This window comes from Rathayibacter sp. AY1A4 (genome assembly GCF_002930955.1).
Taxonomy (GTDB): Bacteria; Actinomycetota; Actinomycetes; order Actinomycetales; family Microbacteriaceae; genus Rathayibacter.
In genome coordinates this window covers 167,820-191,498 of sequence record NZ_PSTN01000003.1, presented here as the reverse complement: position 1 = coordinate 191,498, position 23,679 = coordinate 167,820, and the positions used below count along the sequence as shown (strand labels likewise).

Here is a 23,679-nt window from a genome sequence, read left to right as displayed (position 1 = left end):
CAGCAGAAATAAGAAGTGGATGGGAATGGCTACGGACTACGACGCCCCCCGCAAGACCGATGACGACTCCGAGTCGATCGAGGCCCTGAAGGAGCGAGTCCCCGACAAGATGTCCGGAGTCGTCGACGTCGATGACGCCGACAACCCGGGCGGATTCGAACTGCCCGGTGCCGATCTGTCCGACCTCGATCTGGACGTCGTGGTCCTTCCGCCCCAGGCGGACGAGTTCACGTGCGTGAGCTGCTTCCTCGTGAAGCACCGCTCGCAGATCGACCACGAGGAGAAGCTCGGACCGATCTGCCTGGAGTGCGCCGCTTAAGCGCCTCCCGGCTCCGAAGGACGACCGCTCCGTCGCCGTGATCCCCGGATCGCGGCGACGATGTCGTCCGGGCGGCGGGTGGAGACCAGCCAGTACGGCGTCGGGTCGGCCGGATCCTCGATCGGGACCCGCACCACCTCCTTCACCCAGCCGCGGATGACCAGGTACGCCCGCGCGTCCAGGCGCGTCCCGCGCTCGGCGAACGCCTGGTCCCCCGAGTAGGAGGACGGCTCGCCCACGAGGTCGAGCGGGATGTGCGCGCGGCCGGCGCGCAGCTCCCCCTCCGCCACCTCGATCACGGGGGAGAGCGCCAGCAGCGACAGCACGCAGCCCGCGTACAGAACGACCGCGACGATCACCCCCACCGCGAAGTCGATGGGAGCGAACACCAGGATGCTGGCGGGGATCACGAGGGCGGTGGCGACGAAGAGCCAGGGCGCGGGCCACAGCCTCTCTCGGTAGGACGGCATGACCCTATTGGATCAGACGTTTGGTCTACCCTCGTCACGTGCCTGCAACCGTCGACGTCCCGATCACCGCGGACCGGCTCCCCTCCTACGCCCGTCCGGGCGACGCGGGAGCCGATCTCCACTCGACGGAGGACGTGGTGCTCGCCCCCGGTGAGCGCGCCTCCGTCGGCACAGGGGTGGCCGTCGCCCTCCCGGAGGGCCACGCCGGCTTCGTCGTCCCCCGCAGCGGGCTGGCCTTCAGGCACGGCATCACCGTCGTCAACGCCCCCGGAACGATCGACGCGGGCTACCGCGGCGAGATCCGGGTGGCGCTGCTGAACACGGACAGCCGCGAGACGTACCGCGTCTCGGCGGGGGACCGGATCGCGCAGCTCGTGATCGTCCCCGTCGTCCAGGCGAGGTTCACGGCCGTCGACGAGCTTCCCGAGTCGGTCCGCGGCACGGGCGGCTTCGGATCCACCGGGTACGCCGCCGGCGCCCAGGAGACCAGAATCCACGAGGAGAGCGCATGAGCGACATCCAGTCCACGACCGGCGAGGCCGCCGAGCCCGTCCAGCAGGACTTCGAGAAGTCGGCGCCGGAGGACCGCGCGGAGGCCGGGCCCCTGGACGAGCGCGAGGCCAACCCGGTCCGCCCCTACATCGACCTCGGCGGGGTGAAGGTGCTTCCCCGCGAGGGCATGCACATCCGCCTCGAGGTCGAGGAGGGGACCAAGCGCGTCATCGCCGTCGGCCTCGACTACGCCGGGTCGACGCTGCAGGTGCAGCCCTTCTCCGCGCCGCGCTCCTCGGGCCTCTGGCACGAGATCCGCGGCCAGATCGCCGAGCAGATCGGCCGTCAGGGCGGATCGACGACGGAGCGCGACGGCGTCTTCGGTCCGGAGCTCGTCGCCGAGCTCCCGATCGCCGGCGGCCAGACCCGCGTCGCCCGGTTCGTCGGTGTCGACGGTCCGCGCTGGTTCCTCCGCGGCGTGATCGCCGGAGCCGGAGCCGTCGACGAGCAGGCGGCCGCCTCGGTCGAGGAGCTCTTCCGCAGCATCGTCGTGGTCCGCGGCAGCGGCCCGATGCCTCCGCGCGACCTGATCCCGCTGAAGGTGCCGACCGGCAGCCAGACCCAGCAGAGCGCGAGCTGACCGGCATGGAGCCGGTGCGGCCCGAGGACCCGGCCCGATCGGAGGAGCCGGTCCGGCCCGAGGTCGGCGACGCGATCGCGCAGGCCGCCCGCCGCTCGGGGCTCGGCGCGGTCGCCGACGGCGAGCCGTTCGACGGGAAGGCGCTGCTGCGCACCATGGGCGGCGTCCGGGGGATCCTCGAGGCCGTCGTGCCCGGCATCGCCTTCGTCCTGCTCTACACGGTCACCTCGGAGCTGGTGCTCTCGCTGGTCGCGTCCGTCGGGCTCGCCGTGGCGTTCACGGTGGCGCGGGTGCTCGGCCGGACGCCGGTGATCCAGGCCGTCGGCGGACTGCTCGCCGTGGTGGTCTCGGCCGCACTGGCGCTGTTCACCGGGCGGGGCGTCGACAACTTCGCCCTGGGGCTGCTCACCAACCTCGTCTACGGGCTCGTCTTCCTCCTCTCCGTCCTCGTGCGCTGGCCCCTGATCGGCGTCGCCGCCGGCTTCCTGATGGGGGACGGCACCTCCTGGCGGTCCGATCGGCGCAAGCGCCGCCTCTTCGGCGCCCTGACCCTCGCGTGGGCGGGGCTCTTCCTCCTGCGCCTGGCCGTGCAGTACCCGCTGTTCCTCGCCGAGGACACCACGGCGCTGGGCATCTGGAAGCTGGCGCTGGGCCTGCCCCTGTACGCGCCGCTGCTGGTGCTCACCGTGCTCGCCGTCCGGGCCGAGTACCGCGGAGCCGACGAGCGCGCCGATGCGGGCGATGCTCCGGATCGTGCGTAGAATTGTCTCGACGTCGAGATAAATAGCGCTCGCCTCCCCGCACCGTCGCGGCGAGGTCGACCGGGCGCCTCGGCGTCGAGGAGTTAGGTCCTCCTTGGTGGCAGGCCGCTGTGCGCGGTCGTCAAGATGAGGACGGAGAGCGGCTCCGCCCGTCGGCGGACGCTGCAGTCAGCGAAGGAGAGGGCGACGTGTCCGCGGTAGACAGCTTTGGATCGAAAGACACCCTGAAGGTCGGCTCGACCGACTACGAGGTGTTCCGCATCGACCGGGTCCCCGGTCACGAGAAGCTCCCGTTCAGCCTCAAGGTGCTGCTCGAGAACCTCCTCCGCACGGAGGACGGCGCGAACATCACCGCCGACCACATCCGCGCCCTCGGCGAGTGGGTCCCGGAGTCGGAGCCCGACACCGAGATCCAGTTCACGCCGGCCCGCGTGGTCATGCAGGACTTCACCGGCGTGCCCTGCATCGTCGACCTCGCCACCATGCGCGAGGCCGTCGCTGCCCTGGGCGGCGACGCGAACCGGATCAACCCGCTCGCGCCCGCCGAGATGGTCATCGACCACTCCGTCATCGCCGACCTCTTCGGCACCGAGGACGCGCTCGAGCGCAACGTCGAGCTCGAGTACGAGCGCAACGGCGAGCGGTACCAGTTCCTCCGCTGGGGCCAGACCGCCTTCGACGACTTCAAGGTCGTCCCGCCCGGAACCGGCATCGTGCACCAGGTCAACATCGAGTACCTCGCCCGCGTCACCATGACCCGCGAGGTGGGCGGCGCGCTGCGCGCCTACCCCGACACCTGCGTCGGCACCGACTCGCACACGACGATGGTCAACGGACTCGGCGTGCTCGGCTGGGGCGTCGGCGGCATCGAGGCCGAGGCCGCGATGCTCGGCCAGCCCGTCTCGATGCTCATCCCGAAGGTCGTCGGCTTCAAGCTCACCGGCTCGATCCCGACCGGCGTGACCGCGACGGACGTCGTGCTCACCATCACGCAGATGCTGCGCAAGCACGGCGTGGTCGGCAAGTTCGTCGAGTTCTACGGGGCCGGCGTCGCCGCGGTGCCGCTCGCCAACCGCGCCACCATCGGCAACATGAGCCCCGAATTCGGCTCCACCGCCGCGATGTTCCCCATCGACGACGTGACCCTCGACTACCTGCGCCTCACCGGCCGCAGCGACGAGCAGATCGCCCTCGTCGAGCAGTACTCCAAGCTGCAGAAGCTCTGGCACGACCCCGCGGTCGAGCCGGTCTTCAGCGAGTACCTCGAGCTCGACCTCGGCACCGTCGTCCCCTCGATCGCCGGCCCGAAGCGCCCGCAGGACCGGATCGAGCTCTCGTCCGCCAAGACGCAGTTCGAGTCGGACCTCACCAACTACGCGGACGTCTCGCACGACATCGTCGACCTGACCATCGCGGAGTCGTTCCCCGCCTCCGACCCCGGAGAGCTGCAGCCGCAGGACGAGCACAGCAGCCACGAGCACACCCACCGCTCGCACGCGCCGGCGACCGCCTCCAAGCCGACCACGGTCGAGCTCGGCGAGGGCGGGACCTTCACGATCGATCACGGCGCCGTCGCGATCGCGGCGATCACCTCGTGCACCAACACGTCGAACCCGTCCGTCATGCTCGCGGCAGGCCTGCTGGCCCGCAACGCGGCGCAGAAGGGCCTGAAGGCCAAGCCGTGGGTCAAGACCACGCTGGCGCCCGGATCGAAGGTCGTCACCGACTACTACGAGAAGGCCGGCCTGACCGAGTCGCTCGAAGCGCTCGGCTTCTACACGGTCGGCTACGGCTGCACGACCTGCATCGGCAACTCCGGCCCGCTGCTCGAGGAGATCTCGGCCGCGGTGCAGGACAACGACCTCGCCGTGACCGCCGTGCTCTCGGGCAACCGCAACTTTGAGGGCCGCATCAACCCGGACGTGAAGATGAACTACCTGGCGAGCCCCCCGCTCGTCATCGCCTACGCGCTCGCCGGCTCGATGAACTTCGACTTCGAGGTCGACGCGCTCGGCACCGACTCCGACGGCAACGACGTGTTCCTCAAGGACATCTGGCCCGACGCGGCCGAGGTGCAGGCGACGATCGACTCGTCGATCGACAAGTCGATGTTCGACACGCAGTACGCGGGCGTGTTCGACGGCGACGAGCGCTGGCGCGCGCTGCAGACCCCCGAGGGCTCGATCTTCGAGTGGGACGAGTCGTCGACCTACGTGCGGAAGCCCCCGTACTTCGACGGCATGACGATGGAGACGACCCCGGTCACCGACATCGCCGGTGCCCGTGTGCTCGCCAAGCTCGGCGACTCCGTCACGACCGACCACATCAGCCCCGCCGGCTCGATCAAGGCCGACAGCCCCGCCGGCCGCTACCTCGACGAGCACGGCATCGACCGCAAGGACTACAACTCCTACGGCTCGCGCCGCGGCAACCACGAGGTGATGATCCGCGGCACGTTCGCGAACATCCGCCTGCGCAACCAGCTGCTCGACGGCGTGGAGGGCGGCTACACCCGCGACTTCACTCAGCCGGACGCCCCGCAGTCGTTCATCTACGACGCGTCGCAGAACTACCAGGCCGAGGGAACCCCGCTCGTCATCCTGGGCGGCAAGGAGTACGGCTCCGGCTCGTCGCGCGACTGGGCGGCCAAGGGCACGAGCCTGCTGGGCGTCAAGGCGGTCATCGTCGAGAGCTTCGAGCGGATCCACCGCTCGAACCTCATCGGCATGGGCGTCGTCCCGCTGCAGTTCCCCGCGGGCGAGAGCTGGGAGTCGCTGGGCCTCGACGGCACCGAGTCGATCAGCATCTCGGGCATCGAGGAGCTGAACGAGGGCGTCACCCCCAAGACGGTCCACGTCGTCGCCGAGCCGACCGAGCACTCGGCCGAGGGCAAGCAGACGGTCGAGTTCGACGCGGTCGTCCGCATCGACACCCCCGGTGAGGCGGACTACTACCGCAACGGCGGCATCCTGCAGTACGTGCTGCGCTCGCTCGTCTAGATCAGCCGCAGAGCGTGTGCGCCTTCCCTGCGGGGGAGGCGCACACGCGTTCCCGGGGGCCCCGTGCGTAGACTCGGGAGACGTCCCCACCTCGCTCACGACCCCGGAAGGCGGCGCGCATGGCTGTTCTCGAGACCATCGGCGGTCCTCGCGATCTCGATCGCCTGACCGCGGCCGAGCTCGAGACGCTGGCGCAGGAGATCCGCGACTTCCTCGTGCGCGAGGTCTCGAAGACCGGCGGCCACCTGGGGCCGAACCTCGGCGTCGTCGAGACGACCATCGCGATCCACCGGGTCTTCGACTCGCCGCACGACGCGATCGTGTTCGACACCGGTCACCAGTCCTACGTCCACAAGCTGCTCACCGGTCGCCAGGACTTCTCGAAGCTCCGGCAGCGCGGCGGCCTCGCCGGCTACCCGCAGCGGAGGGAGTCGCCGCACGACATCGTCGAGAGCTCGCACGCCTCCAGCTCGCTGTCCTGGGCTGACGGCATCTCCCGCGCCTTCACGATGACCGGCCAGACCGACCGCCACGTCGTCGCGGTCGTGGGCGACGGCGCCCTCACCGGCGGCATGACCTGGGAGGCGCTGAACAACATCAGCGACGACAACTCCCGCGGGCTGGTCATCGTGGTCAACGACAACGGGCGCTCCTACGCCCCGACCATCGGCGGCATGGCCCGCTTCCTCAACGGCGTCCGCACGCGGCCGACCTACCGCACGATGCACCGCGGCTCCCGGGCCGTCTCGGAGCGGCTGGGCGGCCCCGCCGCCGCCGTCTACCGCGGCGTGCGCGGCGGGCTCCACGGCTTCCTCAGCCGCTTCATCAACAACGAGGCGCTCTACTCCAACCTCGACATCAAGTATCTGGGGCCGATCGACGGACACGACCTGACGGCGATGGAGGAGGCCCTCCAGCAGGCGAAGGACTACGGCCAGCCGGTCATCGTGCACGCGATCACCCAGAAGGGCAAGGGCTTCGGTCCGGCCGTGCACGACCTCGCCGACCAGTTCCACGCCGTCGGGCAGATCGACCCCGAGACGGGCGAGCCGCTGAGCGCGGCCGGGGCCCGCTCGTGGACCTCGGTGTTCGCCGAGGAGATCGTCACGCTGGCCGACGAGGACCCGACGATCGTCGGCATCACGGCCGCCATGCTCCGGCCCGTCGGTCTCGACCGCCTCGCGGAGAAGTACCCGGAGCGCGTCTTCGACGTCGGCATCGCGGAGCAGCACGCCGTGACCTCGGCCGCCGGTCTCGCCTTCGGCGGGCTGCATCCGGTCGTCGCGCTGTACGCCACCTTCGTGAACCGCGCCTTCGACCAGGTGCTGATGGACGTCGCACTGCACCGCGCGGGCGTCACCTTCGTGCTGGACCGCGCCGGAGTCACCGGACCCGATGGTCCGAGCCACCACGGCATGTGGGATCTGGCGATCCTGCAGGTCGTCCCGAACATCCGCCTCGCCGCTCCGCGCGACTCCGTGCGCCTGCGCGAGGAGCTGCGCGAGGCCGTCGGCGTCACCGACGCGCCGACCGTGGTGCGCTTCTCGAAGGGGAGCGTCGGCGACGAGATCGATGCCGTCGAGCGTCTCGGTGACGGGGTCGACGTGCTCGCCCGCGCCGAGCGCAAGGACGTGCTGCTGGTCACGGTCGGGCCGATGGCCGCGATGGGTCTCGAGGTCGCCCAGCGGCTCGCGGCCCAGGGCATCGGAGCCACCGTCATCGACCCCCGCTGGGTCGTGCCCGTGCCCACCAGCATCATCGAGCTCGCCCGCGAGCACCGCATCGTCGTCTCGATCGAGGACGGGGTGCGCGTCGGCGGGATCGGCACGCGCATCCGCCAGGACCTGCGCGAGGCCGGCGTGGACACCGCGGTGACCGAGCTCGGGCTGCCCGACCAGTTCCTCGACCACGCGAAGCGCGAGGAGATCCTCGAGGACGTCGGGCTCACTCCCCAGCACATCGCCCGCGACGTCGTCGCGCAGGTGCTGGGCAGCAAGATCCCGGTCGCCCGTCCGCTCCCGGACGAGGTCGAGGCCCGGGACGACGCCCGCAGCGACTGATCGTCCGTCGGGACCCGTCCCGCAGGCGACGCGCGGAAGGGGCGCCGGATCCGATCCGGCGCCCCTTCCGCGTCACTGCACTCCGCGTCAGTCGACGCCGCGGATCGCGGGGTGGTGGAACGTGTCCCCGAACGCCCGCTCGCTCGCGCCGACCCGGTCGAGGTAGGGCGTGAGCCCGCCCATCTGGAACGGGTAGCCCGCGCCGAGGATCAGGCAGAGGTCGATGTCCTCCGCGGCGTGCACGACGTCGTCGTCCAGCATCCGCTTGACCTCGTCCGCGAGACCCGTCTCGACGCGCAGCCGCAGCTGCTCGGCCGTCATCGGCTCCGTGCCGCCTGCGACGATCGCGACCGCGCGCTTGTCGACGCCCTTCGCCCGCCCCTTCGCGTCGCGCTCGAAGACGTGGCCGAGCTCGGCGAGGCGGTGCAGGTTGGGACTGTCGAAGAAGCGGTCGGGGAACGCGGCGTGATGGGTGTCTAGCACGTGCGCGCCGACCTTGAGGCCCACCAGCTCGAGCAGCTCGAACGGGGTCATCGGCAGGCCGAACGGAGCCAGCGACTGCTCGACGATCTCGAAGGGAGTGCCCGTGTCGACCGCGTGCATCGCCTCGCCCAGGACCTTCGCCAGCACGCGGTTCACCACGAAGCCCGGGGTGTCGCGCGTGATGACGGCGTTCTTCTTGAGCTTCGCGGCGGTGACCATCGCCGTCGAGAGGGTCTCGTCGTCGGTGTGCGGCGTCCGGACCACCTCGATCAGCGGCATGACCGCGACCGGGTTGAAGAAGTGGAAGCCGACGAGGCGCTCGGGGTGCTCCAGCCGCTCGCCGATGCGCTCGACGGAGAGGGACGAGGTGTTGGTCGCGAGCACCGCCGTGGGCGAGACGTAGCGCTCGATGTCGGCGAACACCTCCTGCTTCACCGACAGCTCCTCGAAGACCGCCTCGATCACCCAGTCGGCGTCGGCGAAGTCGGAGCGGTCGGTCGTGCCGGTGATCAGCGCGCGGAGGCGGTTCGCGTCGTCGGGGGAGACGCGTCCCTTCGCCAGCAGCGCGTCTATCTCGGCGCGGATGCCCGCGACGCCCTTGTCGACCCGCTCCTGGTCGAGGTCGGTGATGACCACCGGCACCTGGAGGCGGCGGAGGAAGAGCAGCGCGAACTGCGAGGCCATGAGGCCCGCGCCGACGACCCCGACCTTGGTGACGGGCTTGGCCAGCGCCCTGTCGGGCGCTCCCGCGGGACGCTTGGCGCGCTTCTGCACCAGATCGAACGCGTAGATGCTCGCGCGGAACTGGTCGCCCGAGATCAGGTCGGCCAGCGCCTCGTCCTCGGCGGCGAAGCCCTCCTCGCGGGTGGTGTTCTTCGCGGCCTTGAGAAGCTCCAGCGCGCGGTACGGAGACGCCGCGACCGTGCCGATCCGCGACTCCAGCTGCTTGCGAGCGATCGAGATCGCGACGTCCCACTTGACCAGCCGCTCCAGCTTGCCGGGCGCGTTCGGCCGCTCCACCTTCACGGAGCCGCCGATCACGCCGTCGGCCCAGCGGAGCGAGTCCTCGAGGAAGGCGGCGGGCGGGAAGATCGCGTCGGCGATGCCGAGGTCGAACACCTCCTGGCCCTTGAGCGTGCGGTTGTTCTTGAGCGGGTTCTCGACGACGACCTTGAGGGCGTTCTCGATGCCGATCAGGTTCGGCAGGAGCCACGCGCCGCCCCAGCCGGGGATGATGCCGAGGAAGACCTCGGGGAGCCCGAGCGCGGGGATGGAGGAGTCGACGGTGCGGTAGTCGGCGTTCAGGCCGATCTCGGTGCCGCCGCCCAGGGCGAGGCCGTTGATGAAGGCGAAGGACGGCACGCCCAGCTCGGCCAGCATCCCCAGCGTGCGGTGGCCCAGGCGCGCCAGCTGGCGGCCCAGCTCACGGCTCGGGATGGCCCCGACCTTGCTGAGGTCGGCTCCCGCGGCGAGGATGAACGGCTTGCCGGTGATGCCGACCGCCTGGATCTCGCCCCGCGAGGCGCGCTCCTTCTGCGCCAGGAGGACGTCCGCCAGCTCGAAGAGCGACGCCGGCCCGAAGGTGTTGGGGCGGGTGTGGTCGCGGTCGTTGTCGAGCGTGATCAGGGCGAGCGTGCGGCCGCTGGGCAGCGGCACGTCGCGGACGTAGGAGTGGGTGACGACCTCGCCCTCGGCGAGGTCCACGAGGTTCTCGAATCCGTCGAGCATGGGTCAGCGTCCCTTCCGTCGTCCGCGCTTGCCGTCGTAGTGCGGGTTCTCCCAGATCACCGTGCCGCCCTGGCCGAGGCCGACGCAGAGGGCCGTCACGCCGTAGCGCACCTCGGGGTGCGACTCGAACTGCCGGGCCAGCTGGATCATCAGCCGGACCCCGGAGGAGGCGAGCGGGTGGCCGATCGCGATCGCTCCGCCGTACTCGTTGACGCGCGGGTCGTCGTCGTCGAGGCCGAAGTGGTCGAGGAAGGAGAGCACCTGCACGGCGAACGCCTCGTTGAGCTCGAAGAGTCCGATGTCCTCGATGCCCAGGCCCGCCTTGCGGAGCGCCTTCTCGGTCGAGGGGACCGGGCCGATGCCCATGATCTCGGGCTCGACGCCGGCGTACGCGAAGCTCACCATCCGCATCTTCGCGGACAGGCCCAGCTCCTGTGCGGCCTCGGCGCTGGCCAGGAGCGACACCGTCGCTCCGTCGTTGAGCCCGGAGGAGTTGCCCGCGGTCACCCGGCCGTGGGGGCGGAACGGGGTCCGCAGGCCCGCGAGGCCCTCGAGGGTCGTCTCGGGGCGCGGTGCCTCATCGGCGGTCGCGAGGCCCCAGCCCGCGGCGCTGCGCGTGGCGACGGGGACGAGGTCCGGCTGGATGCTGCCAGCGGCGTACGCGGCGGCGAGCTTCTGCTGGCTCCGCAGAGCGTAGTGGTCGGCGCGCTCCTTCGTCAGGTGCGGGAAGCGGTCGTGGATCCGCTCCGCCGTGCGGCCCATGTTGAGCGCGTCCTCGCCGACGAGGCGCTCGGAGAGGAAGCGCGGGTTGGGGTCGGCGCCGAAGCCCATCGGGTGCCGGCCCATGTGCTCCACGCCGCCGGCGAGGACCACGTCGTAGGCGCCGAACGCGATGCCGCCCGCGGTCGCGGTGACCGAGGTCATCGCTCCGGCGCACATGCGGTCGATGGCGAAGCCGGGCACCGACTTCGGCAGCCCTGCGAGCAGCGCCGCCGTGCGGCCGAGGGTCAGGCCCTGGTCGCCCTGCTGGGTGGTGGCGGCGATCGCCACCTCGTCCACCCGCTCCTTCGGCAGCGCGCCGTTGCGCTCCAGCAGACCGATCATCGCCTTGACGACGAGGTCGTCGGCTCGGGTCTGCCAGTACATGCCCTTCTCGCCGGCACGCCCGAACGGAGTACGGACTCCGTCGACGAACACGACTTCGGATCTCTCGGCCACAATGCCTCCCAGGAACTCACGGTCGCCGTCGATCGTAGGAACCGGCACCGCGCAGCCGGAATCCTTTGCCGCTTCCTACGAAGGGGTTTCGGTGCCCTCGGCCGGCGCTTGGGCCGCTTCGACAAACGCGGTGGCGATCGAGCCCGACGTGGCCTCGACCTGCCAGGCACGGGCGCCTGCGCGGGTGAGCTCCGCGGCGACCGACTCCGCGGTCATCGGCTCGGGCGGGTTCCAGGCCACCCGGCGCAGCAGCTCCGGCGTGAGCAGGTTCTCGACCGGGAGCGAGAGCAGCTCGGCGATCTCGGTGACCACGGCGCGTCCCGCCTTCAGACGGGCGTCGGCGGCCGGGTTGCGATCGCCCCACGCGCGCGGAGGGGGGAGCGTGTCGGCGGCAGGGCGGGTCGGGCTCGGCAGGTCCTCGGTCGTCGTCCCGCGCTCGATCGCGGCCCACCAGCGCTCGACCTCGCCGCGGCTGGCGCGGCCGGTGAAGTCGCGGCGGCCCGAGAGCTGGCCGATGCTGGTCGGGATGTTGCGGGCGACCGCGATGATCGAGGAGTCGGGGATCAGGCGGCCGGGAGCGATGTCGCGCTCGCGGGCGAACGCGTCCCGGGCCAGCCAGAGCTCGCGCGCCACGGCGAGGGGGCGCGGGCCGCGGAGCGAGTGCATGCCGGAGAGGCGGCGCCACGGATCCAGCGGGACCGCCTTCGGGGCGCGCGCGAGCGTCGCCTCGAACTCCTCGCGGGCGATGCGCGTCTTCCGCGCGGCGATGAGCATCTCCTCCATGCGGTCGCGGAGGTCGACGAGGAGCTCCACGTCCTTCGCGGCGTAGACGAGCCAGCTCTGGGGGAGGGGGCGGGTCGACCAGTCGGCGGCCGAGTGCTCCTTGGCCAGGTGGATGCCGAGGAGGTCCTCGACGACGGCGCCGAGGCCCACCTTGGGCAGTCCGAGGAGCCGGGCGGCGAGCTCGGTGTCGAAGATCCGCACCGGGTCCAGGCCCACCTCGCGCAGGCAGGCGAGATCCTGGCTGGCGGCGTGGAGGACCCACTCCTCCTGGCCGATGACCGCCTGCAGGGCGTCCATCCGGCCGATGGCGGGGGGATCGAAGAGGAACGCGCCGGCGCCGCGCCGGTAGACCTGGATCAGGTACGCGCGCTGCGAGTAGGTGAAGCCGGAGGCGCGCTCGGCGTCGACGGCGACGGGGCCCTCGCCGGCGGCGAGGGCGTCGACCGCGGCGAGGAACTCGTCGGGCGTGGAGAGGACACGGTAATCAGTCACGGTTGTTCCGTCGGAAGGCGAGCGGGGTCACACCGTCGCTCGATACGGGCGGGAGACCCGCGAGCATGCACAACAGCTCCCCCCACCCTTCCACGTGAGCGGCGAGCTGCGCATCATCCGGGCTCCAGGAGGCGCGGATCTCGATCTGCGCACCGTCCCCCTGAGCGGCCAGTTCGCCGAAGCCGGTGGAGAGCACCTTGGTCGCCGTGCCGGACGCGGCGGAATAGGAGGCGCCCCGCGCCCCGAGGGCGTCGATGAGCCAGGACCAGGCGACCTCGGCGAGGAACGGATCGGTGCCGATCTCGACCTCGAGCGGGGCCTGGGCGAAGCAGACGACACGGAAGGGGCCGCCCCACTGCTCGGGCTCCTCGGGGTCGTAGAGCAGGATGAAGCGCCCCGTGCCCAGCTCGGAGTCGCGTCCGTGCGCGTGCGGCGCGACGTCGCCCGACAGGGCGAGGGCCCAGGGCGCGAGACCCGACGGCGAGGCGATCTCGGACACGGTGAGCTCGGCGCGCGTGGCAGCGGCGCGGATCGACTCCGTCGCGACCCGGAACTCCTCGGGGAGCTGGGACGACGCTGGGAATTCGGGCACGGTCGCAGACTAGGGTTCCGACGCGCCCGGGACGCGGAGGCACGCCGGGTGGGCGGCTCTCAGCGCGTGCGGCTCCAGCGGGCGTAGACGGCCCCGGAATCGTCCGCGGCCAGGAGCGTCAGGGCGTAGGCGTCGTCGACGACGGCCGTGCCCGTCGCGACCGGGAGGCCCGGCAGGACGACGCGCGGCGAGGTGGTGAGGCACAGCTCGTCGACCCGGCCCGAGGCGAGGAACTGGCCCGAGAGCGAGGCGCCGCCCTCGCAGACGACGCGGTGCAGGCCGAGCCCGGCGAGAGCCTCCAGGAGCTCGTCGACGCCGATCCGCTCCGAGGAGGACGGGACCGGGACGACCTCGACGCCGGCGGGGAGCCCCTCCACCGCGCCGCGCGACTCCGGCACCAGCAGCAGGACCCGGGAGCCCTCCTGCAGCTCCAGGCGGTGCCCGGCGAGATCGCCCGAGGCGGAGACGACGGCGAGCGGGACCCGCCGGGGGACGCGGTAGCCCTCGGCGCGGACGCTCGCGGCTCCGACGAGGACGACGTCGGCCTGCTCGCGGACGACTCCGAGGATCGTGCGGTCGACGCGGTTGGTGAGCGTCTCGCTGGTGCCGTCGGAGCCGGTGCTGGAGCCGGTGACGCTCGCGATCATGTTCAGGCGCACGCGCACCGCCTCGTCGGGACGCCAGGCGTCAGCGACCGCCGCTCGCGCGCCCTCCTCGCCGATCACGATCGGCGGACCGGCGGGGACGAGCGGCCGGAGGATCATGCGGCCAGGTGCGCGCGGACCTGCCGCTTGGTGCGGCCGAGCAGCGCGGTCATGCCGCGCAGGCGCAGCGGCGAGACCGCCTCCGAGAGGCCGATGGTCTGCGGGAAGTCGTCGGGGACGGCGAGCACCTGCTCGGGGGTGAGCCCGGCCAGGCCCTGCGCCAGGATCGACGCGAAGCCGCGCGTCGTGGGCGCCTCGCGGGGAGCAGTGGCGTGCAGGTGCACGATCCCGCCCTCGACGTCGACGACGATGAAGACGGGCGCCTGGCACTCCTCCACGCGCTCGAAGAGGTCCGGGTGGTCGCGGTAGCGCTCGGGCAGGTCGGGGAGCTCGTTCGAGAACTCGAGCAGGAGCTGCAGGCGCTCCGGCTTCTCGAGGGCGAGGAACTCCTCGCGGATGTCGCGCAGAGCGTCGGGGAGCGTGGTGTCGGTCATCCGGTCCAGTGTCTCATCGGGGGAGGGGCGGCGGGCGGTCGCAGCGGAGGCCGGGAGCCCGGATCCGGCCCGTCGACGGGCGGATCGGCGCTCCCGGCCTCCGTCGTGACGCGTCAGCGGGCCGCGGGGGCCTCGCCGGGCTCGGCGCCCTGCACGATCGGGACGCGGACGGCGCTGCCCCACTCGGTCCAGGAGCCGTCGTAGTTGCGGACGCCCTCGAAGCCGAGGAGGTGGGTCAGCACGAACCAGGTGTGGGCGGAGCGCTCGCCGATCCGGCAGTAGGCGATGACGGAGTCGCCGTCCTTCAGCCCCGCGCCCTCGCGGTAGATGCCGTTCAGCTCGTCGAGGGGGCGGAAGGTGCCGTCCTCGGCGGCGGCCCTGCCCCAGGGCACGTTCTGCGCGCTCGGGATGTGACCGGCGCGCAGGGCGCCCTCCTCCGGGTAGGCCGGCGCCGTGGTGCGCTGCCCGGTGAACTCCTCCGGGGAGCGGACGTCGATCAGCGGGTTGCCGAAGTGCGCGAGGACGTCGTCCTTGAAGGCGCGGATCTCGGCGTCGCTGCGCTCGACGACGGGGTACTCGGCGGGCTCCGGGGAGGAGGCGTCGGTGGTCGTCGAGCGGCCCTCGGCGAGCCACTTGTCGCGGCCGCCGTCGAGCAGACGGACGTCCTCGTGGCCGAAGAGGGTGAAGACCCAGAGCGCGTAGGCGGCCCACCAGTTGTTCTTGTCGCCGTAGACGACGACGGTGGTGTCGCGGGCGATGCCCTTGCCGCCGACGAGCGCGGCGAACGCGGCACCGTCGATGTAGTCGCGCTGCACCGGGTCGTTGAGGTCGGTGTGCCAGTCGATCTTGACGGAGCCGGGGATGTGGCCGGTCTCGTAGAGCAGGACGTCCTCGTCGGACTCGACGACGACGAGACCGGGAGTGCCGAGGCGCTGCTCGAGCCAGTCGGCGCTGACGAGCCGTTCGGGGTGCGCGTAGGAGGCGAACTTCGGCGACGGATCGGTTTCGACGGACAAGGAGGACCTCCAGGATGGTGCGCGGAGCGCGGGCGTGATTCCACGGCGGGCTACGCTGGAGCCCGCCCTTCAGCGACAGTACGCGTCCGCGGACGACGCCGCACGGAGGGCGCCGTAAGAGTTCGACACAGAACCGCGGCGGCTCCGTGCCCGGTGCGGCCGCCGCCACTGAGCGCACGGACCCGCGCCGTGCGCAGGATGCGAGACGCGAGTGAGCCCCGACGACGTCCGATCGACGAGCAGCCTGACCGCCCGCTCGCCCCAGATCAGCGGGCACGAGATCGCGTCGACGCTGGTGCCCCCGCGCCAGTTCGAGGGCGCCACCTTCGAGAGCTACCGTCCCGACCCGGAGTACCCCTCGCAGGCCGACGCGGTGGAGGCTCTCCGCGCGTTCGCCGCCGGCGGCGGATCCAAGGGCGGCGGAGGCGGCTTCCTGGGCTTCGGCCGGAAGAAGGCCCCCGCGGTCAAGCCGGGCGTGTACCTCGACGGCGGCTTCGGCGTCGGCAAGACCCACCTGCTCGCGGCGATCTGGCACGCGGTGCCGGGCCGCACCTACTTCGGGACGTTCATCGAGTACACCGCGCTCGTCGGCGCGCTCGGCTACGCGGCGACCGTCTCGCTCCTCAAGGGCTCGGCGCTGCTGTGCATCGACGAGTTCGAGCTGGACGACCCGGGCGACACGATGCTGATGACGCGGCTCCTCGGCGAGCTGGTCGCCTCCGGGACCCGCATCGCCGCGACCTCGAACACCCCGCCCAACGCGCTGGGCGAGGGGCGCTTCGCCGCGGCGGACTTCCTCCGCGAGATCCAGTCGATGGCCGCCCACTTCGAGACGATGCGGATCGACGGCACCGACTACCGGCGCCGCGACATCGAGGGCCACGCCGTGGTGCGCACCGACGAGGAGATCGACGCTCTCGTCGCGGCCGCCCCCGCCGGCTCCGTCGTCACCGACGACCCGTTCGTGGACGCCGTGCACCACCTGGGCACCGTGCACCCCTCCCGCTACATCAAGGTGATCGACGGCGTCGACACCATCGTGCTCCGGGGCGTCACCGCTCTGACCGACCAGACCGACGCCCTGCGCCTCGTGGCCTTCATCGACCGGGTCTACGACGCGCAGATCCCGGTCCTCGCCTCCGGGACGCCCCTCGACGAGGTCTTCGGCGGCGACATGCTGAGCGGCGGCTACCGCAAGAAGTACCTGCGCTCCATGTCGCGGCTCATCGCGCTCACCTCGATGGCGCCCCGCTCCTAGGGGCGGATCCGCTCTCCTCCCGGCGTTCCCGGGGTCGTCGTCGTGCCGTCCGCCAGCGCGCCGTAACGCGCTTTTTACACAGGGGCCTCGGCCGTAACCTCCGCGAAACGCGGTGCCTCACGGGACGAAACCTCGCGCCACCAGACTGTCGGCTACCCGAGGTGACCCGACACCCGCGTGTCTCCAGGCCGTGCTCCGACGCAGCGTCCTCGCTCCGGGCTTTTCTCTGCACACTCACGAGAGGTTCAACAATGGATCAAGGCAATACCGCGTTCCTGCTCATCGCAGCCGCGCTGGTCCTGCTCATGACCCCCGGGCTCGCCTTCTTCTACGGCGGCCTGGTGCGTGCGAAGAGCGTCATCAGCATGATGATGCTCAGCTTCGGAGCCATGGGCCTCATCGGGGTCCTCTGGGTCCTGTACGGCTACGCGATCGCGTTCGGCAACGGCCCGTCCGGCCCCGCAGGGACCGACACCTTCGTCGGCATCGACGGCGTCCTCGGCATCGACACCGCCCAGATCGGCCTGCAGGGCATCTACAACGACGCGCTCGGCGAGCAGACGTCGGCCTACCCGACGCTGGCCTTCGCCGCGTTCCAGGCGACGTTCGCGATCATCACCGTCGCGCTCATCTCCGGCGCCATCGCGGACCGCGCGAAGTTCGGCGCCTGGATGGTCTTCGCCGGCGTCTGGGCCACCGTCGTCTACTTCCCGGTCGCCTCGTGGGTCTTCAACTTCACCCTCGGCGACGACGCCACCGTCGTCGACGGCGGCTGGATCGCCTACGGCGTCGGCGCGATCGACTTCGCGGGCGGCACCGCCGTCCACATCAACGCCGGAGCGGCGGCCCTCGCCCTCGCCCTGGTGCTCGGCAAGCGCGTCAACTTCACCAAGGGCGCGCACCAGCCGCACAACCCGCCGTTCGTGCTCCTGGGCGCCGGACTGCTGTGGTTCGGCTGGTTCGGCTTCAACGCCGGCTCCGAGCTCGCCGCCGACGGCATCGCGGCCGTCGCCTTCCTGAACACCATCGCCGCTCCGGCCGCCGCGATCCTCGGCTGGCTCGTCGTCGAGAAGATCAAGGACGGCAAGCCCACCTCGATCGGCGCCGCCTCGGGCGCGGTCGCGGGCCTCGTCGCGATCACCCCGGCGTGCGCCAGCCTGTCGCCGTTCTGGGCGATCGTCCTGGGCGTCATCACCGGCGCCGTCTGCGCCCTGGCGATCGACCTCAAGTACCGCCTCGGCTACGACGACTCGCTCGACGTGGTCGGCGTGCACCTGGTCGGCGGCCTCATCGGAACGCTCTACATCGGCTTCTTCGGCACCGGCGTGGGCCTGTTCCTCACCGGCGACGCGAGCCAGCTCGGCAAGCAGGCCCTCGCGGCCTTCACCGTCCTCGCCTACTCCTTCGTCATGACGCTCCTCATCGGCTGGATCATCCAGAAGACGATGGGCTTCCGTGTGAAGAACGAGGACGAGATCGCCGGCATCGACACGGCCATCCACGGAGAGGCGGGCTACGTCCTGGCGGACTGACCCCCTCCTCCGCAGCACCCGACGGGGTGCCGGCTCTCCGGAGCCGGCACCCCGTCGGCGCGTCCGGGACGGGCGACCGCCGGGCGCGCCCCCGCGGGCGGGCGGCCGCGGATCCGGGCTAGGGTTCCGGGGTGCCCTCCTCGCGCTCGGTCGTGTCCCTGCTCCTCCGACTCCTCGGCCGCGCGGTCGCCCCGCGGCCGGACGCCGGGCCCCGCCCGCAGCGCCCGTACCTGAGCACGACGGCGCCGACCCCGGGCGCGAGCGGAGTGGGCCGCACCGTCGAGGTCGACCCGTCGCGGCTCCGCGGGGTCCGCCTGGGCTACGCGCCCACGCCCGACGGCGACCCGGACCCGGGCGAGGTCGTCTGGACCTGGGTGCCGTACGAGGAGGACGACGGCCGCGGCAAGGACCGCCCGGTGCTCGTGCTCGCTGTCGAGAAGTCGGGGACAGTGCTCGCCGTGCGGCTGAGCTCGAAGGAGCACTCCGACTACCTGGCCGTCGGGACCGGCGGCTGGGACCCGGACGGGCGCCCCAGCTGGGTCGACCCGGAGCGCGTGTTCCGCGTGCACCCCGCCGGGATGCGCCGCGAAGGAGCAGCTCTGGAGCGCGCTCGGTACGACGCCGTCGCCCGGGTGCTCTCGGCGCGGTACGGCTGGCACTGAGCGCTCGACGCCGTCGAGCGGCCGCGAGTGGTCGCCGCTGAGCGCCTCAGGGGAGATCCCTGCCCGTCGAACGAGCGCCGTGCTCCTCGGAGGAGGCGTCAGACCGGGTCGATCGGCACGAAGCCCGCGTACTTCGCGGCGCGGCCGTCCCCGGAGGACGTGCCGGTGAGCCTGCGCCGCACCCACGGCGCGACGTGCTGCCGGTAGTACTGCACGGTTCCGCCGCGCCGGAGTGCGGCCTCGGTAGCGTCGGGCAGCGCGGCGGGCGGCGTGAGCCCGAGCGCCCGCAGGACCCGGTCGGCCACCCGCCGGTGTCCCCGCGGGCCGAGGTGCAGGCGGTCCTCCGACCACAGCGCCGGATCGGCGAAAGCGGGGTCGTGCCAGTTGTCGGCGACGACCACGTCGGTCCGGTGGCTCGTCCGGCGCAGGACGGCGTCGGTCAGCGCGTCCCCGCGGCGGCGGATGAGCGAGCCGAGCGGGAGCCGCGGCGACGGGTCGGCGCCGGCCAGGGCGATCAGCACGACGCCCTGCTCGTCGCAGCGCTCGAGGACGCGGAGGTAGGCGTCGGCGATCCGCTCGATGTCGGCCCGCGGGCGCAGCATGTCGTTGCCGCCTCCGTTGAAGGAGAGGTGGGTCGGGCCCAGGGCGAGCGCGGGCTCGAGCTGCTCGGCGAGGATCGGCGCGATGAGCCGGCCCCGGATCGCGAGATTGGCGTACTCGATCCGCTCGCCCGTGGCCGCCGCCCATCCCGCGGCCGTCAGATCGGCCCAGCCGCGCGGGGTGCCGTCCGGCCGCTCGTCGCCGACGCCCTCGGTGAAGGAATCGCCGATCGCGACGTAGCGGACGGCCGTCATCGGCGGGTTCCGGAGGTGCGCATCGTGGCACTGTACCGCTCCGCGGCCGGGCTCAGGCGCGGCGCCTCAGCGGGGTGACCGGTGCCGAGCGGATGCTGCTGGGGCGGGCCGGAGTCGCGGCACCCGGCGCTGCGGCGAGCAGCTCCTCCTCGGGCCGGATGCCGTGCCGGTGCTCGCGCTCGGGACGCGGGGCGGCCCGGAACCAGGCGGCCAGCGCGGACGACCGGCGGTGCCTCCGGTGGTCGCGGTCCAGCTCGGCGGTGCCCCGGTAGCCGGAGCCCCGGGCGATGCGGTCGAGGCCGCCGAGAGCGACGGGGGTGCTCGCCATCAGGACGGCGGCCAGCTCGAGTCGGCGGAGGGCGAGGTGCTCGTCGAGGCCGAGCCCGTAGCAGCGGCGGAACCGCAGCCGCAGCAGCAGGGCGGGCATCCGCAGCTCGGCGGCGAGGTGGTGGACGGTGAAGCGCCGATCGAGGTAGCGCTCGTTGACGAGGGCGGCCGCCGCGATGGCGACGACGTCGAGCGGCCGGCGGGAGGCGGCGAGGCGAGGGGTGGGGGTTCGGGTGTCCAGGGGAGGCATGCACAGGAGACGCGCGAGGTCCCTGTTCGTGACGCGGAGGCGCGGAATACGTTCGGGGTGGCGCAGTGATCGGTGTCGGACCGGCGCGACCGGCGGGGGCTGTGCCATCGTCGGGAGGGGGCGGAGTCCCCGCCGATCCGGAACCGACACCCAGGAGACGACCGCATGGCGCACGCCGCGCTGATCATCCACAGCGCACGGAAGGTCGACGCGGCCGGGACGGTGGAGGACCACTGGCTCCTCGCGCGGGACGGCGCGATCACGGCGACCGGCACCGGCACCGGCTGGCAGGCGCAGGCGGAGGGGGCGGAGCTGCACGACGCGCGGGGCCTCACCGCTGTCCCAGGCTTCATCGACCTGCACGTGCACGGAGGGGGCGGCTACGGCTTCGACGGAGGAGCGGAGGCGATCCGCGCGGGCCTCGCGCTGCACCGCTCCCGTGGCACCACGCGCTCGCTGGTCAGCCTGGTCTCGGCGCCGCTGGAGCAGCTGGAGTCCTCTCTGGACGCGGTCTCGGCCCTCGCGGCCACCGACCCGCTCGTGCTCGGCGCGCACCTCGAGGGCCCGTTCCTCGCGCCCTCGCGCAGGGGAGCGCACGACCCCGCGGCTCTCGTGCACCCCTCCTCCGGCGCGGTCGGCCGGCTGCTGGACGCCGCCCGCGGACGCCTCGCGCAGATCACGCTCGCGCCCGAGCTGCCGGGAGCCCTCGCGGCGGTGGAGCGGCTCGCCGGCGCCGGCACGGTGGTCGCGGTGGGCCACACCGAGGCGGACGCCGACCAGGCGCGGGCCGCGTTCGACCGCGGAGCCCGGCTGGTCACGCACGCGTTCAACGCCATGCCCGGGATCGGCCACCGCTCCCCGGGCCCGATCCCGGTGGCCCTGGGAGACGAGCGGGTCGCGCTCGAGCTGATCCTCGACGGCCGGCACGTGGACGTCGAGGTGGTGCGGCTCGCGTTCGCGGCGGCTCCCGGGCGCATCGCGCTCGTCACCGACGCGATGGCGGCGGCCGGGCCGGGCGACGGAACGCACCGCCTCGGCCTGCTCGACGTCGAGGTGCTCGGCGGGGTCGCCCGGCTCGCGGGCACCGCTGTGCTCGCCGGATCCACGCTCACGCAGGACGAGGCCCTGCGGCGGGCCGTCGGGCCCGGCCAGCTCGGGCTGCAGGCGTCCGTCGCCGCCCTCACCGCCGTTCCCGCCCGCGTGCTCGGCCGGGGCGACCTCGGCCTGCTGGCCCCCGGGTACCGCGCCGACGTCGTCCTGCTCGACGCGTCGCTCCGCGTGCAGCGCGTCTGGGCCGACGGGCTCCCGTTCCCCGACTCCGCGGACGGCGCGTCACGACCCCGGGTCAGGGCGTCGGCGTCACGGTCCAGGTCCCCTCGGTCTGGACGGCCATGACGCCGGGCAGGTCGGCCTCGAACACCTCGGAGAAGGCGACGGAGTCGCCGAACAGCTGCGGCTGATCGGAGGTCGTGAACACGCGGCCGGAGAACGAGTCGTCCGGACCCGCGGGCGTGTAGTCGACCGTCACGCGCGGGACGTCGTCGGAGAAGAACAGGACGGCCGGGCCGGTGCCGGACTGCGCACCGCTCACCGTCGCGAGGTCGTTCCAGCTCTGCAGGCCGAGCGTCCACGGCCCGTCGGCTCGGACGATCACCTGCTGCTCGACGGGGTCGTCGCGGAAGATCCCGGTCAGGAACGACCCCGTCATCGGGGCGGCGGCCTCGCCGAAGGGCGTCATCCGGCCCGCGGCGGTGACGATCGCCGTGCCGGTGCAGGCCGAGCAGTCCAGGCTCAGGACGACCGCGAACTCGCCCTGCCGCTGGAACGACACGTCGGCCGGGCCGGTGCCCGAGACGGTGGCGGGGACTCCCTCGCCGACCGGCCCGGCGTCGACGACGGTTCCGACCGGCTCGGCGGTCGCCGGAGCGGAGGGGGTCGGGCTCGGAGTGATCAGGTCGGTGATGGCGGGTCTCGGCGTCCGCGAGGCGGGCGCGGACGCCGTGGCGCCCGCCTCGGCCCCGCCGCCGGCGGTGCACCCGCCCAGCAGCAGGAGCCCCGCCGCTGCCGTCGTCGCCACTGCTGCTGTCGTCCCCCGAGCCCTCATGCGTCCAGACTGCCAGGGCTGGTCCGGATCGTCGTCCCCGGAGGGAGTCAGAGGAGCAGGGTGCCGAGGCCCGCGGCGGCGAGGACGACGATCCACGGGGGCACGGTCCAGCGCGTCAGCGCCACGAAGGCGCCGATCGCGAGCGCCAGGGCGCCGGTCGAGCCGATGCCCTCCGTCAGTACCGGGTCGTAGAGGGCGGCGCCGAGCAGTCCCACCACGCCGGCGTTCACGCCGGCCAGCGCCCTCTGCGCGACCGGCAGGTGCCGCAGCCGCTGCCAGAACGGGAGCACGCCGACCACGAGCAGAGCGCCCGGCAGGAAGATCGCGACCAGCGCGATCGCCGCCCCCGCGACGCCATCCGGCGTCCCCGCGCCCACCGCGCCGAGGAACGCGGAGAAGGTGAAGAGCGGGCCCGGCACCGCCTGCGCCGCGCCGTAGCCGGCCAGGAACTCGCTCTGCCCGACCGTGCCGGCGCCGACCGTCTGCGCCTCCAGCAGAGGCAGCACGACGTGGCCGCCCCCGAACACCAGAGCGCCCGCGCGGTAGAAGACGGAGGCGAGACCCGCCGCTCCCTCGCCGGTGAGCGCGGCGAGCAGGGGGAGGCCGGCCAGGAGGAGCCCCCAGAGGGCGAGGGCCGAGACCGCGAGCGCCGTCGGGATCCGGACCGCGAAGCCCGGGCCCTCGTCCGGAGCCGCCTCCTCGCCGCGCAGCCACAGGACGCCGGCCAGGCCCGCCGCCGCGATCACCGCCACCTGCAGCGCGGGCTCCGGGGCGAGGAGGACGGCGACAGCCGCTGCGCCGGCGATCGTCGCGCGGCGGCGGTCCGGTGCGAGCGAGCGCGCCATCCCGAGCACGGCCTGCGCGACGACCGCGGCCGCCGCCGCCTGGAGGCCCAGGAGCCAGCCGGCGGAGGCGACATCGCCCGCACCGGCGACGAGACCGGCGACGAGGACCAGGGCGATCGCCGAGGGGAGCGTGAATCCGCACCACGCGGCGACCAGTCCGGCGAGCCCCGCGCGCTGCAGGCCGACCGCCATCCCGACCTGGCTGGACGCGGGTCCGGGGAGGAACTGGCACAGCGCGACGAGGTCGGCGTACGCGCGATCGGTCAGCCAGCCGCGGCGCACCACGAACTCCTCGCGGAAGTAGCCGAGGTGCGCGATCGGCCCGCCGAACGAGGTCAGCCCGAGGCGGAGGAACACGAGGAGCACGGGGAGGGCGCCGCCCCGCTGCAGCCGACCCGTCTCCGACACGGGGGCATCCTGCCAGACGGCGGTGTCCGGCGCGCGTCGTGTCACCGGAAAAGGGACGATAAGCGGCCGGATAAGCGATTCCTGGTGCGTTCTCTTCCGGTTGATAAAGCGGTGGGTAGAAATACTGAACCCTTTCTCATCCCCTCTGTTAGCCTGATCCGGCTTCCCTTTCCTTCTCGAGAAGAAGG

General features: G+C 72.6%; 22 protein-coding genes. 10 read left to right on the top strand and 12 right to left on the bottom strand.

From position 1 onward, the window contains the following. Positions 1 to 25: 25 nt before the first annotated feature. Positions 26 to 319 (top strand): DUF4193 domain-containing protein, encoded by a 294-nt coding sequence (locus C5B92_RS03535; RefSeq protein WP_055792269.1) that lies wholly within the window; start codon positions 26 to 28, stop codon positions 317 to 319. On the opposite strand, the gene C5B92_RS03530 is transcribed toward C5B92_RS03535, so the two are convergent. Further along, complete coding sequence (locus tag C5B92_RS03530; RefSeq protein ID WP_104222107.1) at positions 316 to 789, bottom strand: DUF3093 domain-containing protein; 474 nt, start codon at positions 787 to 789, stop codon at positions 316 to 318. The two genes, C5B92_RS03535 and C5B92_RS03530, sit on opposite strands and share 4 nt — an antisense overlap. A gap of 38 nt (positions 790 to 827) precedes the next feature. Between C5B92_RS03530 and dut the strand changes: the two genes are divergently transcribed. From dut to dxs, 5 genes are all read left to right on the top strand, one after another. Continuing rightward, the gene (gene dut, locus C5B92_RS03525; RefSeq protein ID WP_104222105.1) at positions 828 to 1,301 is read left to right on the top strand and encodes a dUTP diphosphatase; all 474 of its coding nucleotides are present in this window, start codon (positions 828 to 830) and stop codon (positions 1,299 to 1,301) included. After that, positions 1,298 to 1,921 carry a DUF3710 domain-containing protein gene (locus C5B92_RS03520; RefSeq protein ID WP_104222103.1) on the top strand — a complete coding sequence of 208 codons (624 nt, stop codon included), beginning with the start codon at positions 1,298 to 1,300 and terminating at the stop codon, positions 1,919 to 1,921. The genes dut and C5B92_RS03520 overlap by 4 nt, the downstream gene beginning before the upstream one ends. Positions 1,922 to 1,926: 5 nt before the next feature. Then, positions 1,927 to 2,682 (top strand): DUF3159 domain-containing protein, encoded by a 756-nt coding sequence (locus tag C5B92_RS03515; protein ID WP_104262906.1) that lies wholly within the window; start codon positions 1,927 to 1,929, stop codon positions 2,680 to 2,682. A gap of 188 nt (positions 2,683 to 2,870) precedes the next feature. Then, positions 2,871 to 5,681 carry an aconitate hydratase AcnA gene (acnA, locus tag C5B92_RS03510; RefSeq protein WP_104267882.1) on the top strand — a complete coding sequence of 937 codons (2,811 nt, stop codon included), beginning with the start codon at positions 2,871 to 2,873 and terminating at the stop codon, positions 5,679 to 5,681. A 119-nt stretch (positions 5,682 to 5,800) separates the two neighbouring features. Further along, positions 5,801 to 7,741 (top strand): 1-deoxy-D-xylulose-5-phosphate synthase, encoded by a 1,941-nt coding sequence (dxs, locus tag C5B92_RS03505; protein WP_104350063.1) that lies wholly within the window; start codon positions 5,801 to 5,803, stop codon positions 7,739 to 7,741. 87 nt (positions 7,742 to 7,828) lie between these two features. On the opposite strand, the gene C5B92_RS03500 is transcribed toward dxs, so the two are convergent. The 7 genes from C5B92_RS03500 to C5B92_RS03470 all read right to left on the bottom strand — a co-directional run bounded on the left by C5B92_RS03500 (position 7,829) and on the right by C5B92_RS03470 (position 15,251). Then, on the bottom strand, positions 7,829 to 9,952 hold the full coding sequence (locus tag C5B92_RS03500; RefSeq protein ID WP_104350062.1) for a 3-hydroxyacyl-CoA dehydrogenase NAD-binding domain-containing protein: 2,124 nt from the start codon (positions 9,950 to 9,952) through the stop codon (positions 7,829 to 7,831). Positions 9,953 to 9,955: 3 nt separating this feature from the next. After that, positions 9,956 to 11,170, bottom strand: a complete 1,215-nt coding sequence (locus C5B92_RS03495) for a thiolase family protein (protein ID WP_104232573.1) — start codon at positions 11,168 to 11,170, stop codon at positions 9,956 to 9,958. Positions 11,171 to 11,245: 75 nt separating this feature from the next. Beyond that, a complete protein-coding gene (locus C5B92_RS03490; protein ID WP_104255026.1) occupies positions 11,246 to 12,445 on the bottom strand; it encodes a ribonuclease D in 1,200 nt (399 codons plus the stop codon). Next, on the bottom strand, positions 12,438 to 13,037 hold the full coding sequence (locus C5B92_RS03485) for a DUF3000 domain-containing protein (protein WP_104222090.1): 600 nt from the start codon (positions 13,035 to 13,037) through the stop codon (positions 12,438 to 12,440). Before C5B92_RS03485 ends, C5B92_RS03490 begins: the two co-directional genes overlap by 8 nt. A gap of 59 nt (positions 13,038 to 13,096) precedes the next feature. Next, the gene (locus tag C5B92_RS03480) at positions 13,097 to 13,801 is read right to left on the bottom strand and encodes a dihydrofolate reductase family protein (RefSeq protein WP_104222088.1); all 705 of its coding nucleotides are present in this window, start codon (positions 13,799 to 13,801) and stop codon (positions 13,097 to 13,099) included. Continuing rightward, complete coding sequence (locus C5B92_RS03475) at positions 13,798 to 14,235, bottom strand: SufE family protein (protein WP_104222086.1); 438 nt, start codon at positions 14,233 to 14,235, stop codon at positions 13,798 to 13,800. The genes C5B92_RS03480 and C5B92_RS03475 overlap by 4 nt, the downstream gene beginning before the upstream one ends. A gap of 113 nt (positions 14,236 to 14,348) precedes the next feature. Next, entirely contained in the window at positions 14,349 to 15,251 is a 903-nt protein-coding gene (locus C5B92_RS03470) for a sulfurtransferase (RefSeq protein ID WP_104255024.1), read from the bottom strand. Positions 15,252 to 15,462: 211 nt separating this feature from the next. Between C5B92_RS03470 and zapE the strand changes: the two genes are divergently transcribed. From zapE to C5B92_RS03455, 3 genes are all read left to right on the top strand, one after another. Beyond that, a complete protein-coding gene (gene zapE, locus C5B92_RS03465) occupies positions 15,463 to 16,509 on the top strand; it encodes a cell division protein ZapE (RefSeq protein ID WP_104255023.1) in 1,047 nt (348 codons plus the stop codon). A gap of 251 nt (positions 16,510 to 16,760) precedes the next feature. Then, positions 16,761 to 18,041, top strand: a complete 1,281-nt coding sequence (locus C5B92_RS03460) for an ammonium transporter (RefSeq protein WP_104222080.1) — start codon at positions 16,761 to 16,763, stop codon at positions 18,039 to 18,041. A gap of 131 nt (positions 18,042 to 18,172) precedes the next feature. Further along, positions 18,173 to 18,703 (top strand): type II toxin-antitoxin system PemK/MazF family toxin, encoded by a 531-nt coding sequence (locus C5B92_RS03455; RefSeq protein WP_167299028.1) that lies wholly within the window; start codon positions 18,173 to 18,175, stop codon positions 18,701 to 18,703. 98 nt (positions 18,704 to 18,801) lie between these two features. Here the strand turns inward: C5B92_RS03455 and C5B92_RS03450 are convergent, their stop codons facing one another. Together C5B92_RS03450 and C5B92_RS03445 are read right to left on the bottom strand one after the other, a co-directional pair. After that, entirely contained in the window at positions 18,802 to 19,557 is a 756-nt protein-coding gene (locus C5B92_RS03450) for an SGNH/GDSL hydrolase family protein (protein ID WP_104255022.1), read from the bottom strand. Positions 19,558 to 19,609: 52 nt separating this feature from the next. Next, positions 19,610 to 20,134, bottom strand: a complete 525-nt coding sequence (locus tag C5B92_RS03445) for a hypothetical protein (RefSeq protein WP_104255021.1) — start codon at positions 20,132 to 20,134, stop codon at positions 19,610 to 19,612. A 165-nt stretch (positions 20,135 to 20,299) separates the two neighbouring features. Here C5B92_RS03445 and C5B92_RS03440 point away from each other — a divergent pair, with 165 nt between their 5' ends. Beyond that, a complete protein-coding gene (locus C5B92_RS03440; RefSeq protein WP_104255020.1) occupies positions 20,300 to 21,529 on the top strand; it encodes an N-acetylglucosamine-6-phosphate deacetylase in 1,230 nt (409 codons plus the stop codon). Here C5B92_RS03440 and C5B92_RS03435 read toward each other — a convergent pair. Continuing rightward, positions 21,480 to 22,238 carry a hypothetical protein gene (locus C5B92_RS03435; protein WP_146076890.1) on the bottom strand — a complete coding sequence of 253 codons (759 nt, stop codon included), beginning with the start codon at positions 22,236 to 22,238 and terminating at the stop codon, positions 21,480 to 21,482. The two genes, C5B92_RS03440 and C5B92_RS03435, sit on opposite strands and share 50 nt — an antisense overlap. A 47-nt stretch (positions 22,239 to 22,285) precedes the next feature. Continuing rightward, positions 22,286 to 23,491 carry a chromate efflux transporter gene (chrA, locus tag C5B92_RS03430; protein WP_258061244.1) on the bottom strand — a complete coding sequence of 402 codons (1,206 nt, stop codon included), beginning with the start codon at positions 23,489 to 23,491 and terminating at the stop codon, positions 22,286 to 22,288. Between the last annotated feature and the right edge of the window lie 188 nt (positions 23,492 to 23,679).

Coding starts and splice junctions, on each gene's coding strand:
- C5B92_RS03460 (WP_104222080.1), top strand. CDS start 16,761: ATGGATCAAGGCAATACCGCGTTCCTGCTCATCGCAGCCGCGCTGGTC.
- C5B92_RS03440 (WP_104255020.1), top strand. CDS start 20,300: ATGGCGCACGCCGCGCTGATCATCCACAGCGCACGGAAGGTCGACGCG.
- C5B92_RS03500 (WP_104350062.1), bottom strand. CDS start 9,952: ATGCTCGACGGATTCGAGAACCTCGTGGACCTCGCCGAGGGCGAGGTC.
- C5B92_RS03530 (WP_104222107.1), bottom strand. CDS start 789: ATGCCGTCCTACCGAGAGAGGCTGTGGCCCGCGCCCTGGCTCTTCGTC.
- C5B92_RS03450 (WP_104255022.1), bottom strand. CDS start 19,557: ATGACGGCCGTCCGCTACGTCGCGATCGGCGATTCCTTCACCGAGGGC.
- C5B92_RS03480 (WP_104222088.1), bottom strand. CDS start 13,801: ATGATCCTCCGGCCGCTCGTCCCCGCCGGTCCGCCGATCGTGATCGGC.
- C5B92_RS03535 (WP_055792269.1), top strand. CDS start 26: ATGGCTACGGACTACGACGCCCCCCGCAAGACCGATGACGACTCCGAG.
- C5B92_RS03435 (WP_146076890.1), bottom strand. CDS start 22,238: ATGAGGGCTCGGGGGACGACAGCAGCAGTGGCGACGACGGCAGCGGCG.
- C5B92_RS03515 (WP_104262906.1), top strand. CDS start 1,927: ATGGAGCCGGTGCGGCCCGAGGACCCGGCCCGATCGGAGGAGCCGGTC.
- dxs (WP_104350063.1), top strand. CDS start 5,801: ATGGCTGTTCTCGAGACCATCGGCGGTCCTCGCGATCTCGATCGCCTG.
- C5B92_RS03475 (WP_104222086.1), bottom strand. CDS start 14,235: ATGACCGACACCACGCTCCCCGACGCTCTGCGCGACATCCGCGAGGAG.
- C5B92_RS03520 (WP_104222103.1), top strand. CDS start 1,298: ATGAGCGACATCCAGTCCACGACCGGCGAGGCCGCCGAGCCCGTCCAG.
- C5B92_RS03445 (WP_104255021.1), bottom strand. CDS start 20,134: ATGCCTCCCCTGGACACCCGAACCCCCACCCCTCGCCTCGCCGCCTCC.